13 protein-coding genes are annotated in these 15,940 nt (G+C 41.8%); 10 read left to right on the top strand and 3 right to left on the bottom strand.

All coding sequences use genetic code 11. From position 1 onward, the window contains the following. The first annotated feature begins 5 nt into the window (after positions 1-5). From AACQ93_RS12620 to wecA (AACQ93_RS12595), 6 genes are all read left to right on the top strand, one after another. On the top strand, positions 6-992 hold the full coding sequence (locus tag AACQ93_RS12620; protein ID WP_064605346.1) for a nitroreductase family protein: 987 nt from the start codon (positions 6-8) through the stop codon (positions 990-992). Positions 993-1,047: 55 nt separating this feature from the next. Continuing rightward, the gene (locus AACQ93_RS12615) at positions 1,048-2,472 is read left to right on the top strand and encodes a lipopolysaccharide biosynthesis protein (protein WP_157097567.1); all 1,425 of its coding nucleotides are present in this window, start codon (positions 1,048-1,050) and stop codon (positions 2,470-2,472) included. Positions 2,473-2,481: 9 nt separating this feature from the next. After that, positions 2,482-3,234 carry a glycosyltransferase family 2 protein gene (locus AACQ93_RS12610; protein ID WP_064605342.1) on the top strand — a complete coding sequence of 251 codons (753 nt, stop codon included), beginning with the start codon at positions 2,482-2,484 and terminating at the stop codon, positions 3,232-3,234. A gap of 14 nt (positions 3,235-3,248) precedes the next feature. Then, positions 3,249-4,415, top strand: a complete 1,167-nt coding sequence (locus AACQ93_RS12605) for a nucleotide sugar dehydrogenase (RefSeq protein WP_064605340.1) — start codon at positions 3,249-3,251, stop codon at positions 4,413-4,415. A 271-nt stretch (positions 4,416-4,686) separates the two neighbouring features. Continuing rightward, positions 4,687-5,607 carry a UTP--glucose-1-phosphate uridylyltransferase GalU gene (gene galU, locus AACQ93_RS12600; protein ID WP_064605338.1) on the top strand — a complete coding sequence of 307 codons (921 nt, stop codon included), beginning with the start codon at positions 4,687-4,689 and terminating at the stop codon, positions 5,605-5,607. 176 nt (positions 5,608-5,783) lie between these two features. Beyond that, entirely contained in the window at positions 5,784-6,896 is a 1,113-nt protein-coding gene (gene wecA, locus AACQ93_RS12595) for a UDP-N-acetylglucosamine--undecaprenyl-phosphate N-acetylglucosaminephosphotransferase (RefSeq protein WP_064605336.1), read from the top strand. A gap of 130 nt (positions 6,897-7,026) precedes the next feature. Here wecA (AACQ93_RS12595) and AACQ93_RS12590 read toward each other — a convergent pair whose 3' ends face one another. Beyond that, on the bottom strand, positions 7,027-7,203 hold the full coding sequence (locus AACQ93_RS12590; protein WP_157097566.1) for a hypothetical protein: 177 nt from the start codon (positions 7,201-7,203) through the stop codon (positions 7,027-7,029). Between the two features lie 335 nt (positions 7,204-7,538). Beyond that, on the bottom strand, positions 7,539-8,597 hold the full coding sequence (gene wecA / locus AACQ93_RS12585; protein ID WP_064605334.1) for a UDP-N-acetylglucosamine--undecaprenyl-phosphate N-acetylglucosaminephosphotransferase: 1,059 nt from the start codon (positions 8,595-8,597) through the stop codon (positions 7,539-7,541). A gap of 443 nt (positions 8,598-9,040) precedes the next feature. Here wecA (AACQ93_RS12585) and AACQ93_RS12580 point away from each other — a divergent pair, with 443 nt between their 5' ends. From AACQ93_RS12580 to AACQ93_RS12570, 3 genes are all read left to right on the top strand, one after another. Beyond that, a complete protein-coding gene (locus tag AACQ93_RS12580; protein WP_064605328.1) occupies positions 9,041-10,432 on the top strand; it encodes an MBL fold metallo-hydrolase RNA specificity domain-containing protein in 1,392 nt (463 codons plus the stop codon). Between the two features lie 202 nt (positions 10,433-10,634). Continuing rightward, positions 10,635-11,801: a nucleotide sugar dehydrogenase gene (locus AACQ93_RS12575; protein ID WP_064605326.1), complete on the top strand. Its 1,167-nt coding sequence runs from the start codon at positions 10,635-10,637 to the stop codon at positions 11,799-11,801. Positions 11,802-12,005: 204 nt separating this feature from the next. Continuing rightward, complete coding sequence (locus AACQ93_RS12570; RefSeq protein WP_064605321.1) at positions 12,006-12,320, top strand: hypothetical protein; 315 nt, start codon at positions 12,006-12,008, stop codon at positions 12,318-12,320. 126 nt (positions 12,321-12,446) lie between these two features. Here the strand turns inward: AACQ93_RS12570 and mnmC are convergent, their stop codons facing one another. Next, positions 12,447-14,462 (bottom strand): bifunctional tRNA (5-methylaminomethyl-2-thiouridine)(34)-methyltransferase MnmD/FAD-dependent 5-carboxymethylaminomethyl-2-thiouridine(34) oxidoreductase MnmC, encoded by a 2,016-nt coding sequence (gene mnmC, locus AACQ93_RS12565; RefSeq protein WP_064606699.1) that lies wholly within the window; start codon positions 14,460-14,462, stop codon positions 12,447-12,449. 205 nt (positions 14,463-14,667) lie between these two features. Here mnmC and fabB point away from each other — a divergent pair, with 205 nt between their 5' ends. Continuing rightward, complete coding sequence (fabB, locus tag AACQ93_RS12560; protein ID WP_064605319.1) at positions 14,668-15,882, top strand: beta-ketoacyl-ACP synthase I; 1,215 nt, start codon at positions 14,668-14,670, stop codon at positions 15,880-15,882. Positions 15,883-15,940: the final 58 nt, after the last annotated feature.

Here is a 15,940-nt window from a genome sequence, read left to right as displayed (position 1 = left end):
TAAAAATGAGGCTTGTTAGAAAGTTCTTTCCGTGGTTCTTCCCTGCGTTTAACATTATTGCGGGCTATGCCTTTGATTGCTACAGGTTTGTGAGGTTTAATACTAATAATGCATATCGTTTAGATAATGCGAAACATGAAGCGATTATACGCAGAAGATACCATGGCATAGAAAAAGCTTTTTCTTTACCAAATGTAAGGAAAGGGTTTGGTGTTAATAACTGCTCTGATTTAGCTGACGAGTTGATTATTTACTATGGTAATAATGGTTATAATGGGTTAGTTGAATCAACTTTGGATGTGTTTAATAATTATATTGATTTTCATCGTGATTACAACTCGAAGGAAGTTCATCTGCTGACTTGTAAGCTTTCGAAAGTAATAGAGAGTATAAGCGAGTATAAAAAAAGGAGTGATTCATTAGGGGGAACGATAAAAGTTAATCACGATAGCTCCTTGTATTCCAATAAAGCGTTCGACTTTGATACATTCTGTAAATCAAGGTATACGGTGAGAGATTTTTCGGATGATCCAGTAAATCAAAAGATCATTAGTAAATCTATTGAAACTGCCATTAAAACCCCATCTGTTTGTAATCGACAAGCATGGAAAGTTCATGTTTTTCAAGGTGATGCAGCTAGCCATGTCTTGGAGTATCAAAATGGGAGTAGGGGGTTTAAGTCGCATGTTGATACGGTTTTATTAGTAACAGGATTGGTTTCATCTTTTTCTAATTCTGAAAGAAACCAAGTCTTTATTGATGGCGGGTTATTCTCTATGTCTTTAATTTATGCACTCCATGATAATAACCTTGCTGTTTGTGCTTTAAATACGGCCTATAAAGTCAAGGCTGAGTTAGCGCTTAAGAATGCAATTGAGCTACCAAATAATGAAGTCCCTATTATGATGTTAGCAGTAGGTAATTACAAAAAGGATTATAGTGTAGCGAAGTCGTACAGAAAATCATTGTGTGAAGTTGCTGTTTATCATTAATTTAGCCCCCTCTTAAGAGGGGGTATTATGAGCCCAAAAATAGGGGTGCTTAGCATTGAAAGATTTCAAGAATTTCTTTGTTTATACCATGATGACAGTTTTACAAAAATCAATTTCTTTTTTGTTTGTTCCTTTTGTAACAACGTTTTTGACACCAAAAGAGTTTGGTTTTGTAAATCATTTGACAGCAATATCATCCGCATTTGTTTTATTCTTGTTGTTTGCTCTTGATGAGGCAACATCTCGATTATATTTCGAAAATAGAGCTAATAAAAAAGAACTATCACAAGTGATTTCTACTAATGTGTGTATTAGTGCTGCTATTTCAATTGTTTTTATATTGCTCGTTTTTCTGTATGTGTTTTTTGCGCGACCTGATACATTATTAGGTTTCGAACTAAAGTATTTTGGTATCATTTTTTGTATATCGTTATCAACACCAATATATTATATTCAGCTTAAGGTCTTTCGAATAAAAAGTCAGGCTTTTTTATTTTCATTGTTTTCTGTCTTGAATATTTTGATACAGATTGGATGTTTTTTAGTGTTTGTTGTTTGGTTTAAATATGGTGCCTTGGGGTATTTGTATTCAATAACTATAGCAACAATAACTGTCTCAATCCTATCTGTAATATCTTTATTTTATGGGTTGTCTTTTTCACCATCAATAGTGATGGCGAAGAAATCAATATCTTTTTGTTTGAAAGTCTTTCCTCATACTGTTTCTTCATGGGGACTGTATAGTTTAACAATAATAGTTATTGGTAACTTTTTGAATGATGCTAGCGTGGGGCTTTTTAGTGTAATTAATTATCTATCAATTGTCATGGCTGTAATAACCAACGCAGTTTTGTATTCATTTCAGCCCTGGCTATATTCTAAGTTAGAGTCTGAAGAAAAAGATATAGCATTGTCAGTAATATCCTTTCTTTCGTATTTCTTTGCTGTCGTTTCTAGTGTTGTTTCATGCTTTTCAGATTACTTCATTGAGTTTGTTTTTTCTAGTCAGTATCATGAAAGTCTATATATTGCACCTGTTGTTGTAATAACCAATGTTGTTTTATTTTTAGGTTCACTTCACACTTATATCTTATATTATTCTAAGGTATGTACGTCAAAAGTGGCTTATGCAACAATTATTGGTACGTTAGTTAATGCACTTTTAGTTTTTACTTTGATAAAACCCTTTGGACTATTGGGAGCAGCATTTAGTTTGTTAATTGCACATTTGTGTATTTCACTTATTAAGCAATATTATTCATTGAAGTACTTAAAGGTAAAAATGACTTTCGATTTTAAAGTTTATCTTCTTTGTATTTTTAATGCATTTGTGGTGTCTGGCTTTGTATACTATGAAAGCCCCTTGATTTTACGAATCGTGTTTGCTTTCTGTGAGGTCTTTCTTTTTGTTATATTTTTCAGAGTACCTATTGCCTTATTCCTGGATAGGTTTCATTTAAAATCTTTTCTAAAGTGTTAGGAGCTTGTTTTGTCTACTGGCGTTTCTATTATTACAGCAACTTTTAACTCTGCTGCTTATATTCGAGAGACTTACGAGTCTATTTGTAATCAAACCTATACAGATTGGGAATGGTTAGTTACTGACGATTGTTCTACTGATGATACGCTCAAAGTGCTTAATGAAATTGCAGCAAATGATCAGCGCGTATATGTTTTCAAAAACCCTGTAAATTCAGGTGCCGCGATTTCAAGAAATGTATCTTTGTCTAATGCAAAAAAAGAGTATATTGCTTTTATAGATAGTGATGATTTATGGGATCGACGAAAGCTTGAATTGCAGTTAAAATTTATGGGTGATAGTGGTTCGTTTTCTTTTACAGCATATCGGCTCGTTGATGAAAAAGGGCTTCCTTTAGAAAAGACTGTTGACTCAACTAATGTTGGCTCTTTCTCTTACGAAGATATGTTAAGAAAAAAGGCTACTATTGGATGTTCCACTGTAATTTTACGTTCATCTTCGTTTGTAGATATATCAATGCCATTAATTAGAACTGGGCAAGATTATGCGTTGTGGTTGAAATTATTGAAAACGGGAACTAATGCGACGTTATATTCTGATGTTTTGACAAGCTATAGAATTACACCTGGTTCGATCTCTAGAAATAAAATCAAAAAAGCAATGAGACAATGGCAAATATACCGTGGTATAGAATGTTTACCTCTTGCTAAATCGCTTGAGTGTTTTTGCTTTTATGCTTGGAGAGCTGTTTTTAAAAGATAAATTGGAGGTTTGTTATGAAAATTGCTATTGTTGGTACAGGCTATGTTGGTCTGTCGAATGCTATGCTTCTAGCACAGCATAACGAGGTTGTTGCTGTAGATATTGTCGAAGATAAAGTACAACTTCTTAATGATAAAGTATCTCCAATCGTAGATAAGGAAATTGAGGACTTTCTGAAAAATAAAGACCTGAACTTTGAAGCAACCTTAGATAAAGAATTAGCTTATAAAGGTGCGGAGTATGTCGTGATTGCGACACCTACTGATTATGATGTTGAGCACCATTATTTTAATACATCGTCTGTTGAAGCCATAATTAAAGATGTGATGGAAATTAACTCTGATGCAGTAATGGTTATAAAATCAACTATTCCCGTCGGCTATACTAAACAGATTAAAGAGGAATTGGGTTGCGAAAATATTATCTTCTCACCAGAGTTCTTACGAGAAGGTCGTGCTCTTTACGATAACTTGTATCCATCACGTATTATTGTTGGCGAGCAGAGTGAGCGTGCAAAAGTCTTTGCAGACTTGCTGGTTGAAGGTGCGATTAAAGAAGATATCGAAGTCTTGTTTACCGACTCAACCGAAGCAGAAGCTGTGAAATTGTTCTCGAACACCTATCTGGCAATGCGTGTAGCTTACTTCAATGAGCTGGATTCTTATGCTGAGACACACGGTTTGGACAGTCGCCAAATCATTGAAGGCGTTGGATTAGACCCTAGAATCGGTAATCACTATAACAACCCATCTTTTGGTTATGGTGGGTATTGCTTACCCAAAGATACCAAACAGCTTCGTGCCAATTATAAAGAAGTCCCTAACTGCCTGATTGGTGCTATTGTGGATGCTAATACGACTCGTAAGGATTTTGTTGCCGATTCTATTATCAACCGTAATCCTAAAACAGTCGGTATTTATCGACTGATCATGAAATCGGGATCGGATAACTTCCGCGCATCTAGTATCCAAGGCATCATGAAACGTATCAAAGCCAAGGGAATTGAGGTGGTGGTTTATGAACCAGTACTTAAAGAGAAAGAGTTCTTTAATTCATTGGTTATGGATGACTTAAATGAATTCAAACAAAACTGTGATGTGATTGTCTCGAACCGTATGGCTACAGAGCTCGAAGATGTTGCTGACAAAGTCTATACTCGTGACCTTTTCGGTAGTGATTAACTCTGATTAAACTCAGCTAATTGTCAACGGTTATTTTGACTCATTGGTTGGAGCCATTACCAATCCACAATGGTCTGTTTTCGCACTATATCGCATTCAAGGACCATTGATTTTGTCAGTTGTATATATTTAGTGACTACTTCCTTATTTAACCGGTTGGGCGTGCAGGCCTTACCGGTTGTTGCATTCTCTGCATTCTCGGTGAATAGTTCATCGCTTAGTCGTCACAGTATAATAGACGACAATGTGGACGTATATTTCAAGGTCTTTTATGAAAAAAATAACAAAAGCCGTCATTCCTGTGGCAGGGCTAGGGACACGTATGTTGCCGGCAACAAAGGCAATTCCAAAGGAAATGTTGCCTCTTGTAGATAAGCCACTTATTCAATATATTGTGAATGAGTGTGTGGCAGCAGGAATTAAGGAAATTGTGTTAGTTACTCACTCATCTAAGAATGCCATAGAAAACCACTTCGACACGTCTTATGAGCTGGAAGCGACGCTTGAAAAGCGAGTGAAGCGCCAAGTTCTTGATGAAGTTCAGTCAATCTGTCCACTTGATGTTACTATTATGCATGTTCGTCAGGGACATGCCAAAGGTTTAGGGCATGCAGTATTGTGCGCGAAATCGTTAGTTGGTGAGTCGCCATTTGCTGTTGTGCTACCTGATGTCATTTTGGATGAGTACACTGCAGAGCAATCTTCTGAAAACTTGGCTGTAATGGTTCAACGGTTTGAGGAATCTCGTTTTAGTCAGATTATGGTAGATTCGATACCTATGGAAGAGGTATCAAAGTATGGTGTGGTTGACTGTGGTGGCGCGGAACTTAACAGGGGCGAATCTCATGTAATGACCGCTATGGTGGAAAAGCCAGCAGTAGAAGACGCGCCCTCAAATCTGGCTGTTGTTGGCCGTTATGTACTTTCTTCTAAGATTTGGGATAAGTTAGCCATTACTCCTCCTGGTGCTGGTGATGAAATACAGCTAACGGATGCCATTGATATGCTGATGAGGGATGAGACGGTAGAAGCGTTTCATATGACAGGCAAATCTCACGATTGTGGCGATAAGCTGGGTTACCTGAAAGCTTTTGTTGAGTACGGCCTTCGTCATGACACGTTAGGTAATGATTTTGCTTGTAATCTGAAGACATTGATGTGCGAAGATAAGACCTTGAAGTTGGTTGGATAAAGAGTGGCTTTATGACTTTGTGATTCTATGGATAAGCAGTTTAGAGTCAAGAGATCCTAGTGGATCGGTGATGCAACACAGCATTAGGACTTCAGAGTCCTTGCTTGCAGGACCATTCGTTTAAATCACCATTATTTAATACTATTCCGTTATTCGACACATATAAGAACTAACTTATGACTACCGCATTTCTTTTTGTTTTTGTTTTTGTTTTGTCGTTTTGTAGCCTGTTTGTTTTCAGGAAGATTGCAAAACGTATTGGCCTCGTTGATAAACCAAATGCACGTAAGCTGCATCAGGGAGTGATTCCACTTGTTGGTGGTGTATCGATCTTTGTTACACTCGCTATTGCATTCTTACTCTTTTTAGAAACGGATGCTGATACTTTTCTATTCATAGCTTGTGCAACTGTGCTAGTGATCACTGGGGTAATTGATGATCGCTATGATATTAGCTTTAAGATACGTTTGGTGATTCAGGCAGGCGTCTCATTAGCGATGATTTTGATTGGCGGTAAGAGCCTTCACAATTTGGGCTATCTGATGGGGAGTGAAGCCATTGAGCTATCTGTTGCTGCCAGTTATGTCATCACTATAATGGGGGTGATTGGTGCCATTAATGCCTTTAATATGGTTGATGGTATTGATGGTTTGTTAGGTGGCTTGGCTTCTGTCACGTTTGGCGCTCTGGGCTTTATGTTCCTGGTTGATGGTAACATGAAGCTTGCTATGGTGTGTGGCTTAATTGTGACAGCTATGGTGCCTTACATTTTGCTTAATCTTGGTTTTCCGCTTGGCCGTCGTTTTAAAGTTTTTATGGGAGATGCCGGTAGTATTTTCATCGGCTTTACCGTAATTTGGCTTTTGATTGAAGCGACGCAAGGCACTAATACTACTCATATTCGTCCGGTAACGGCTTTGTGGGTAATTGCGATTCCTTTGATGGATATGGCTACTATTATGATCCGTCGCATTCGCAAAGGACAGTCACCATTTAAACCTGATCGTGAACATTTGCATCATATTTGCCAACGTATTGGTATGTCATCTCATATGTCACTATTTGTGATTTGTTTAATGGCATCTATTATGGCTGGAATTGGTGTGTGGTCAGATATGGAAAAGATTAATGAATGTGTAATGTTCATTAGTTTTCTGTCTGTGTTTGCCATTTATTTCTTTGTCATTAGTTATATTTGGCGCATCACAACCTTCATCCATCGCTTATTTGGTATAAAATCTGCTCAAACTGACAGTACGGTTACTGTTGGTACACAAAGTGCTGATTAGTCACTCTGTGTTTTTAATTAAGCGGTAGCTGTAATGATAAGAGGCGAGAGATTTCTCTCGCCTTTTTATTAAGACGCTATACTACTCACTACTCACTACTCACTACTCACTACTCTCTACTCTCTACTCTCTACTCTCTACTCTCTACTCTTAATCTATCTTCCCGTCGCATCGCTTTTGCCATTTTGTCGTATCTTTCCAGTTCATCGAAAAACAGCTGACACTTCCAGAGTAATACAAATCCATGATGCAGAATTACTTCGAAAACAAAATTTTTGTTGATTAATGTCATCGCTTGGTTTTGCATACATCCCTCCTTGCAGCCGATATTCTGGCTGAGCAATGCGGTCGGAGTTTGAGTGGTTTGAAATCGTAATCTCATGCCGACGAATTGATATGCCATCTAAGACATATTTATAGTGTAGCTCTAAATTGAGAGTAGTTGGTTGTTATTGTTAATAAAATGTGAATCAGCTGGGCGGGAGTGATACTTCACGGGGTATATCACGAAAAACTGAGGACTGTTAGATGAGAATTAGGGGAAAATAGCGCAAGCTGAGTGTCGAGCATCTGGTCGCTAATTTTCGATACTCGATACTCATTTTCGTCATTATTTATAATAAGGACATAAAACTATGTGTCTCAAACCACTTTTACATTCACTCTGTGTAGGAGAGCCGTGATACCCCTGATGTAATTGATGGTGGAGAAGTAGGCAACAAACGTAATCATAAAGGCACAGAACATGACTGACTCACTTATTTGATAGTGTTCACTAACAATACCAACAAGTGCAAAGATACCTGAGAGGGTACAAATGGTCAGCAATGTCATTCGAGGAGACAAGCCAATTCGTTGGCAGATATGATGTAAATGTTCACGATCGGGTTTAAATGGTGAGTGACCTTTCTTTACTCTGCGGATCATAATGGTTGCCATGTCCAGTAAAGGCAGGGCGATAAGCCAAAGGGCTGTGACAGGTCGGAAGGCAGCACTTTCACTCTGTGAGCCAACGATAAGTAACCAGACTACAGTAAAGCCGATAAAGACACTGCCGGCATCCCCCATAAAGATTTTATATCGCCGACCGAATGGTATACCCAAATTCAGCATAATGTAGGGAAGGGTTGCAAGCACAATAACCAGACAGAATAGCGCGGCATTAGTTTGACCTTGTAAATAGAAGAGGTAGCCAAGAGAGGCAAAAGTTACTGTCGACAGGCCCCCTAACAAGCCGTCAATTCCATCGACCATATTGAAAGCATTAATCGCCCCCAGTGTTGCTAAGATAGTGATGAGATAGCCAAGAGGTAGAAGTAGCTTTAACTCTCCCCACCCGAGCAAATTTCCCAAGTTAGTTAAGTAAAGATTACCGGCTGAAATCATAAAAACAGACATCAGAGTTTGGATGATCAGCCTTGCTTTGAAGCTGATGTCATACTTGTCATCAATTGCGCCAGTGAGTACTAATATGGAGGAGCAGAAGAGGTATAGTGTGGGCTCCAAAGTCAGTTCTGAGTTTTGCAATAGTGCTATAGCTACAGTCAGGAAAATACCAATACCGCCAACTAAAGGAATTGCTCCCTCATGGTGTTTTCGGGCAGATGGGATATCAACGAGTTCAATTCTTTGTGCAATCTTTCTGAGGGTTAAAAGACTACAAAAGGAAATGACAAAAACTAGCGCAAGTTCAAAGTTCATCTGTTATACCTTTTGCCGAAAAAGTAAAAACCGACACATATTATACCAGTTGCCTATCTCGATAAAGTTACATTCATATCTGGCAGGTATTTCTTTGCATATATTGAGCTGTTTAACGTTTTGTAGGCGTAGTTTGTCAATAAAAATGGTCCAGCTTATGACAAGTTTTCATTATCGAAAGCTTAGTAAATTTTTGATGTGCTATCTATTAATAAATTAAAAAATTGATGTAACGAAAAATGCTAGGTCTTAGATATTTTTGCCAAAGTTTTGCCTAGCTTACACGATACGATCGACTTGGCGTTATACCTGATTGATGATGTGAGCTGAAAGATTTATCGTGATTTTCCTCTGGCTATCAATTGTTTTCTCTTACCTGTACGTTTGGCTCTGTCATTATCCTTCCATCTGGGTAAGGAAGCTAAAAGGATATTGAGGAGCCAGTGGAAGGCGTAAGAATCATTCATCACGGCGCTCGTGTCGGAGTGACCGGGTCGTGTCATGAAATAACGATTGGAAATTACAGTATTTTGATTGATTGTGGTTTGTTTCAGGGTAAAGAGGCGAACGGTTTTCCTGATATTGACTTTCCTGTTAGCCATATTCAAGCGCTGTTGTTGACTCACTGCCACATCGACCATGTCGGTCGTCTGCCTTGGTTGCTGGCTGCGGGCTATCGTGGTCCGATTTATGCCACTGAGGCGACGGCTGCTTTATTGCCAATGATGCTTGAAGATGGGCTGAAAATTCAACTTGGGTTAAATACGTTGCAGTGTGAACGCTTTACCCGCATCGTCAAAGCTCAAATTAAACCCATACCTTATGATTGCCACGTGCAGTTTATATTACCCGATAGCAAGCAGCTTAGCTTTTGCTTTCGCCCTGCGGGTCACATTCTCGGTTCTGCCTATATTGAACTGAGGATGCCTTGTGGTAAATCTGTCGTCTTTTCCGGTGATATAGGCCCTACCAATACTCCCTTACTTGTTGACCCTCTTCCTCCTGAATCTGCCAATCTTTTAGTTCTTGAAAGTACCTATGGAGACAAGCTACATAACTCAGTGAGTGAGCGAGAAAGCCGCTTATTCGAGATTATTGAGCGCTCACTTCGCGATGGTGGGGCGATACTGGTCCTGGCATTTAGTGTCGGTCGAACGCAAGAGTTACTGTTCGATCTCGAAAACATTATATCAAGAACGGTACAGGAGGAGCAGACAAGAGCCTGCTTTAATTGGCAACAGTTGCCTGTGGTTTTAGATTCTCCTTTGGCGGTTGAAATAACTAAGCAGTATCTGACTTTTCAGCGTCTCTGGGCTAAAGAAGCTAAGTCTCGTCTAAATTCTGGTCGCCATCCTCTTTCGTTTCAGCAATGCATTACTATCAATCAGCACTCCGATCATTTGGCTTTGGTTAATCGTCTAAAGGCGACAGGGGAGCCGGCTATTGTAGTGGCTGCCAGCGGTATGTGTACGGGTGGGCGAATTATGAATTATCTTGAAGCTTTGCTGCCGGACTCTCGGACAGATGTTATTTTGGTTGGTTATCAGTCTGAAGGGACGCTGGGACGTTGTTTAATGGAGCAGCATAAGCAGGTCGAACTTAATAGTCATCGAGTGGAAGTTGCCGCTAGAGTTCATTCGCTTTCAGGCTATTCAGCGCATGCTGATCAGTTTGATTTACTAAAGTTTGTAAGAGGTATAAAGCAAGGGCCGCAGCAAATTCGTGTGGTTCATGGTGATGTAAAGGCTCAGCGAGCTTTAGCAAGTGAATTGGTTAAGTTGAAACCAGGTTGTGAGGTTATTGTTGCAGCCGATGAAATGTATAATCTAATTTGACTGTAATTTGATGATTATCAACATGAAGTAACCTTGGTTTGGAAGATGCGCTACTCTAATAATGCTATTTGAGGTACCATTTTCGCATTAATTTTTTTGTACTGGTTTTGTTACTGATTAATAGAGGTGGTTCTTCACATCGATAGTAATCTCAGTCAATGATGTAACCAGTTGCGGATAGTTTAATTTTTGAGGTCGAGTAATGAAAATTACTGTTGCGGGAACGGGTTATGTTGGCCTGTCCAATGCTGTGCTGCTGGCACAAAATAACGAGGTCGTTGCTCTTGATATCGTTGAAGAAAAAGTCACTTTGATCAATCAACGTGTGTCTCCGATTGAAGATAAAGAGATTAGTGAATATCTTAATGGGCATTCATTAAATCTGACCGCAACAACAGATAAGCGACAGGCTTATCAGGATGCAAAGTTTGTTATTATCGCGACACCGACAGACTATGATCCGATTACCAATTACTTCAATACTTCAACAGTTGAAGCGGTGATAAAGGATGTAATGGCAATTAACCCTGATGCCGTTATGGTGATTAAGTCAACAGTGCCAGTTGGCTATACTCGTCGTATCAAAGAAGAATTCGGCTGTGAAAACCTTATCTTCTCACCTGAGTTTCTTCGGGAAGGTCGAGCACTGTACGATAATTTGTACCCGTCGCGAATTATTGTCGGTGAACGTTCTCAGCGAGCAGAACAGTTCGCACAGCTATTAGTGCAAGGTGCTTGTAAAGAAGATATTCAGGTTCTTTATACTGATTCAACAGAAGCTGAAGCAGTTAAGCTTTTTTCAAACACATATCTTGCAATGCGTGTTGCTTACTTCAATGAACTGGACTCTTATGCCGAAGCTCATGGTTTAAACTCTCGTCAAATCATTGAGGGGGTTGGCCTGGATCCTCGAATTGGCTCCCACTACAACAATCCGTCCTTTGGCTATGGTGGTTACTGTTTGCCGAAAGACACTAAACAGTTGCTTGCGAACTATCAGGAAGTGCCAAACAATATTATTGGCGCAATTGTTGAGGCGAATCGTACTCGTAAAGACTTTATTGCAGATTCTATTTTGCATAAACAACCTAAAGTGGTTGGTGTGTATCGCTTGATTATGAAAGCTGGCTCAGATAATTTCCGAGCTTCAAGTATTCAGGGGATCATGAAACGGATCAAAGCCAAGGGTGTCGACGTGGTCGTTTACGAACCGGTACTTAAAGAAGATGATTTCTTTAACTCTAAAGTTATCAGAGATCTGGAGCAGTTTAAGCAGATGTCTGATGTGATTGTATCAAACCGCATGTCGCCAGATTTAGAAGATGTTGCAGATAAGGTGTATACCCGCGATTTGTTTGGCTCAGACTAAGAGCTAACGAATTTTTGGATGCGAGAGTTTAGATATAAGAATTATTGTATCAATCTAACTCTCGCCTCCATAGTTAATCTATTAAGAATAATATTCTCAGTTCTAAGACTTCTCTCTCCATTCTTAATACTCACCTCAAGATTTTCAGATCTCTCCTATACTTATTTTCATATCAATAAGGTCGCAGCGTTTTCGGGGAATGATATGGATAAGTCAATAATTGCGCTCATATTTGCTGGAATGATGAGTATGTCGGCTTGCGCTGCCGACGGAACAGCGGCTAGGGAAGGATCTGGGATAGCAACTTCTTCTACTGCGACAACGGCTTCACAGGCTGCTGCAGATGTTTCTGCAACCGGGACGGCTGCCGGAGTTAATTCTGCTTTAGCTGCATCAGCTGGAGGGTTGACCGCAACTGTTATTGCTGTCGGTGTGGCGGCAGTCGTGATTGGTGTTGCTGTATCTGACACCGGAGGGGGCGATGATCCGGCTCCTCCAGTAACGGTTCAAGCGGAATAACCATTAGCTTTTGGATAATTCTGTTTTAATAAAGTCGTTTTGGACCATCTTTTCTTTGGTGGAATTAGAAAGCGAGTGACATATGCCACTCGCTTAGTTTTGTTATGGGTTCTTACTTTTCTGCTTTTAAATCTTCTTCCCTTTCAGCAGCTTTCTTACCCACATTCGTCCCGGGTGAAGGGCATCCAGGACATCTAAAGGTAGTGGCAGCGGATCACCGCAAATTTCTGATGCCAGCAGTTCACCCAGTAGTGGTGCGGAGCTTAGGCCGCGAGAACCCAGGCCAATCATTGAATAAAGGTTCTGGTAGGTTGGTACTTGCTCTGCCTGATCTTGTTGGTCTTTCAGGTCATCGTATTGCTCAAGCAGTGATGTGTAATCACAGACATTACCGACAAACGGCAGATGATCACGACTGGCACAGCGTACACCGACGCGAGCCTGGTTTGCAGATACATCAACATCCGTAGGCCAGTCGACACACGGCAGGCAGTTAACCAAGCGCTGTTTATTATCAAGCTGTTCAGCTTCACTGAACATCAGGTCTGTCTGGCCGCGGTTATAGCTGGCACCGATGCAGTGGCTTTGCGTCTCCTGGTTAACCGGGGTTAGATAACCGTCGTAGCAAAGTACGGTTTTCAGCTTTGTCAGTTCGGTATTGGTTGGAATATGGCTCACTTGGCCGCGAACAGAGTAGGCCGGAATTTCTTTGGTTTGGGCAAACTCTGCAAAACGGTGACCATTAGCCACAATGACACTGTTGTGCTGATACTGATTGTTCTGGCTGTCAGTAAGTAACCAACTTGTTTTGTCTGACAACTGTTTCAGCTGACGTATATCAGTATCTGTTTTGATTGTCAGCAGGCCGCTTTCTTCAGCAAGCTGGAGCAGGGCCCGTGTCAGATCCTGAGGACAGAGCCAGCCGCCCAGCGGATAATTAACACTGCTGTGGCCGGAAGGCAGGCCGATGATTTGCTCTGTATCTTCAATGTCTAATGCGCGGATAAGCTCTTTTGGGAAGCCTCCGGTCAGCATTTTGCCCAGTTTCTTTTCAGCATTGTCATCCCAGGCCAACTGAGTGACACCGCACCAGTCATGGGCAAACGTCTTTTTCGTTGCCGCTTGCTCAACAAACTGGCGGGCATAAAGGAATGCCGGGGCAAAAAAGCGCGACAGGGAGTCGTTTGAGCCGTTAAGCAGCGGATAAACTGCGCCCTGGCGGTTGCCAGATGCACCTTCTGCCAGCTGGTGGTCTGCACAGTAAAGGGTAACATTCACACCGCGACGTACCAGTGATAACGCTGTGGTCGCTGAGCCGACACCGCCGCCAATGATAGCGACATCCTGTGCACTGTCAGCTGCAGTTCGAGCATACCAGGGTTTGAAGTTAGCTTTGTAACGGCGCTCGGTAACTTTACCGGCCAGCATTTCACGCTTAGTGCCAAAGCCTTTGACTTTGCTCATCTCAAAACCGGCTTCAATCAGGCCGCGGCGGACAAAACCGGCGGCGGTAAAGGTGGCGGTGGAACAACTTTCACGGGCAAGTTTGGCCATGCCATTGAACAAATCCTGGTTCCACATCTCCGGGTTTTTACTTGGGGCGAAGCCGTCTAAGAACCAGGCATCCACGATACCTTCATCATTGGTCCATACTTGAGGCATACATTCTTTAATATCGCCGAACCATAAATCGAGGGTGATCATGCCGTCTTCCAGTACGATACGGTGACAGTCGGCAACGGCAGGCGGGTAGTGAACGTGCAATTGCTCTGCTAGTTCTGCCAGCTCAGGCCATGACTGGTGAGCCTTGACTAGATCGGCTTTGGTGACCGGGAATTTCTCGAAGCTGATGAAGTGCAGCTCTTTGGTTTTTGCTTCAGGATTAGCCGCGCGGAACGCCTTGAACCATTGCCAGACGGCAAGGAAGTTCAGTCCGGTGCCGAATCCGGTTTCCGCGACGACAAAGCGGCGGCGGTTAAAGGTTTCCCAGCGCTCGGGGAGGCCGTTTTGTTTGAGAAAAACATAACGTGTTTCTTCCAGGCCGTTTGCATTGGAGAAATAAACATCGTCAAAGTCATTGGAAACAGGTGTTCCGGACTCATTCCAGTCAAGAATGGCATTTTCAATGCGCTTGTTGGACAGCTCAGACAAGGGGAAACCTCATTATACGGTGTAACTGGGTGTCGTTAGTGCCTGAATCTGTTCAGTAAAGATACAGAACCAGTAGCAATAACGAACTGAAAAAGTGAAATTGACAGGGATTGTACCTGATTGAAGGGAAAGCTGACCACTTTCTGTAAATAAACCCGTTATTATCTTGGGCGTTAAATGACAGTAGGAATTCATCATGAAACGAGCCGTAATTACAGGCATGGGTATCGTATCCAGTATCGGTAACAACGTTAAGGAAGTGCTGGAATCTTTGAAAGCGGGTAAATCCGGTATTAACTTCTCTGAACAGTTCGCAGAAATGAAACTGCGAAGCAATGTTTGGGGCGATTTGAAGATGGTCCCGTCCGAACATATCGATCGTAAGAAAATGCGTTTCATGGGCGATGCGGCAGCATTTGCGTATTTGTCTATGGAACAGGCAATTGAAGACGCAGGTCTGACTGAAGATCAGGTTTCTAATGACCGAACTGGCCTAGTGGCGGGTTCCGGTGGTGCATCTTCTCAGAATCAGTGCACAGCAGTAGATACACTGCGCGAAAAAGGCGTGAAGCGAGTTGGTCCTTACATGGTACCTCGTACTATGTCATCAACCGTGTCAGCATGTCTGGCAACACCATTTAAAATTCGTGGTGTGAACTACACCATGAGCTCTGCGTGTGCAACATCAGCACACTGTATCGGTCATGCGCTTGAACTTATTCAGCTAGGCAAGCAGGACGTTGTTTTTGCCGGTGGCGGTGAAGAACTGGACTGGACGCTGACTATGATGTTTGACGCTATGGGCGCGCTGTCGACTAAGTACAACGACGATCCAAGCAAGGCGTCACGTACTTATGATGCAGACCGTGACGGTTTCGTGATCTCCGGTGGTGGCGGTATGCTGGTTGTCGAAGAACTGGAACACGCTCTTGCGCGTGGCGCTAAGATCTACGGTGAGATCGTAGGCTACGGTGCAACGTCAGATGGTTACGACATGGTAGCGCCGTCTGGTGAAGGTGCGGTTCGCTGTATGAAGATGGCGATGCAGGATCTGGATGAGCCGGTTGACTACATCAACACTCACGGTACTTCTACTCCGGTAGGTGATGCGAAAGAGCTTCAGGCGATTAAAGAAATTTTCGACGGTAATAGTCCGGCAATTTCTGCAACCAAGGCGATGACTGGTCACGCACTGGGTGCTGCAGGTGTTCACGAGGCGATTTACTCAACGCTGATGCTTGACAACGACTTTATTGCGCCAAGCATTAACATTGAAAACCTGGATCCGGCTGCTGAAGGCCTGGATATCGTTACTGAAACCCGTGATAAGGAACTGAAGACTGTTATGTCAAACAGCTTCGGCTTCGGCGGTACAAACGCCACACTGGTTATCAAGAAGTACGAAGGTTAGTTAATACCCGAGTAATAAAAGGCGGGGTTTGGGACATGAGAAGGAACTTCTCGGCACT

This window comes from Photobacterium sp. J15 (assembly GCF_963870815.1).
Lineage (GTDB): Bacteria > Pseudomonadota > Gammaproteobacteria > Enterobacterales > Vibrionaceae > Photobacterium > Photobacterium marinum.
Note: the sequence above shows the minus strand (reverse complement) of the source record. Positions and strands in the feature narration are given on the sequence as shown.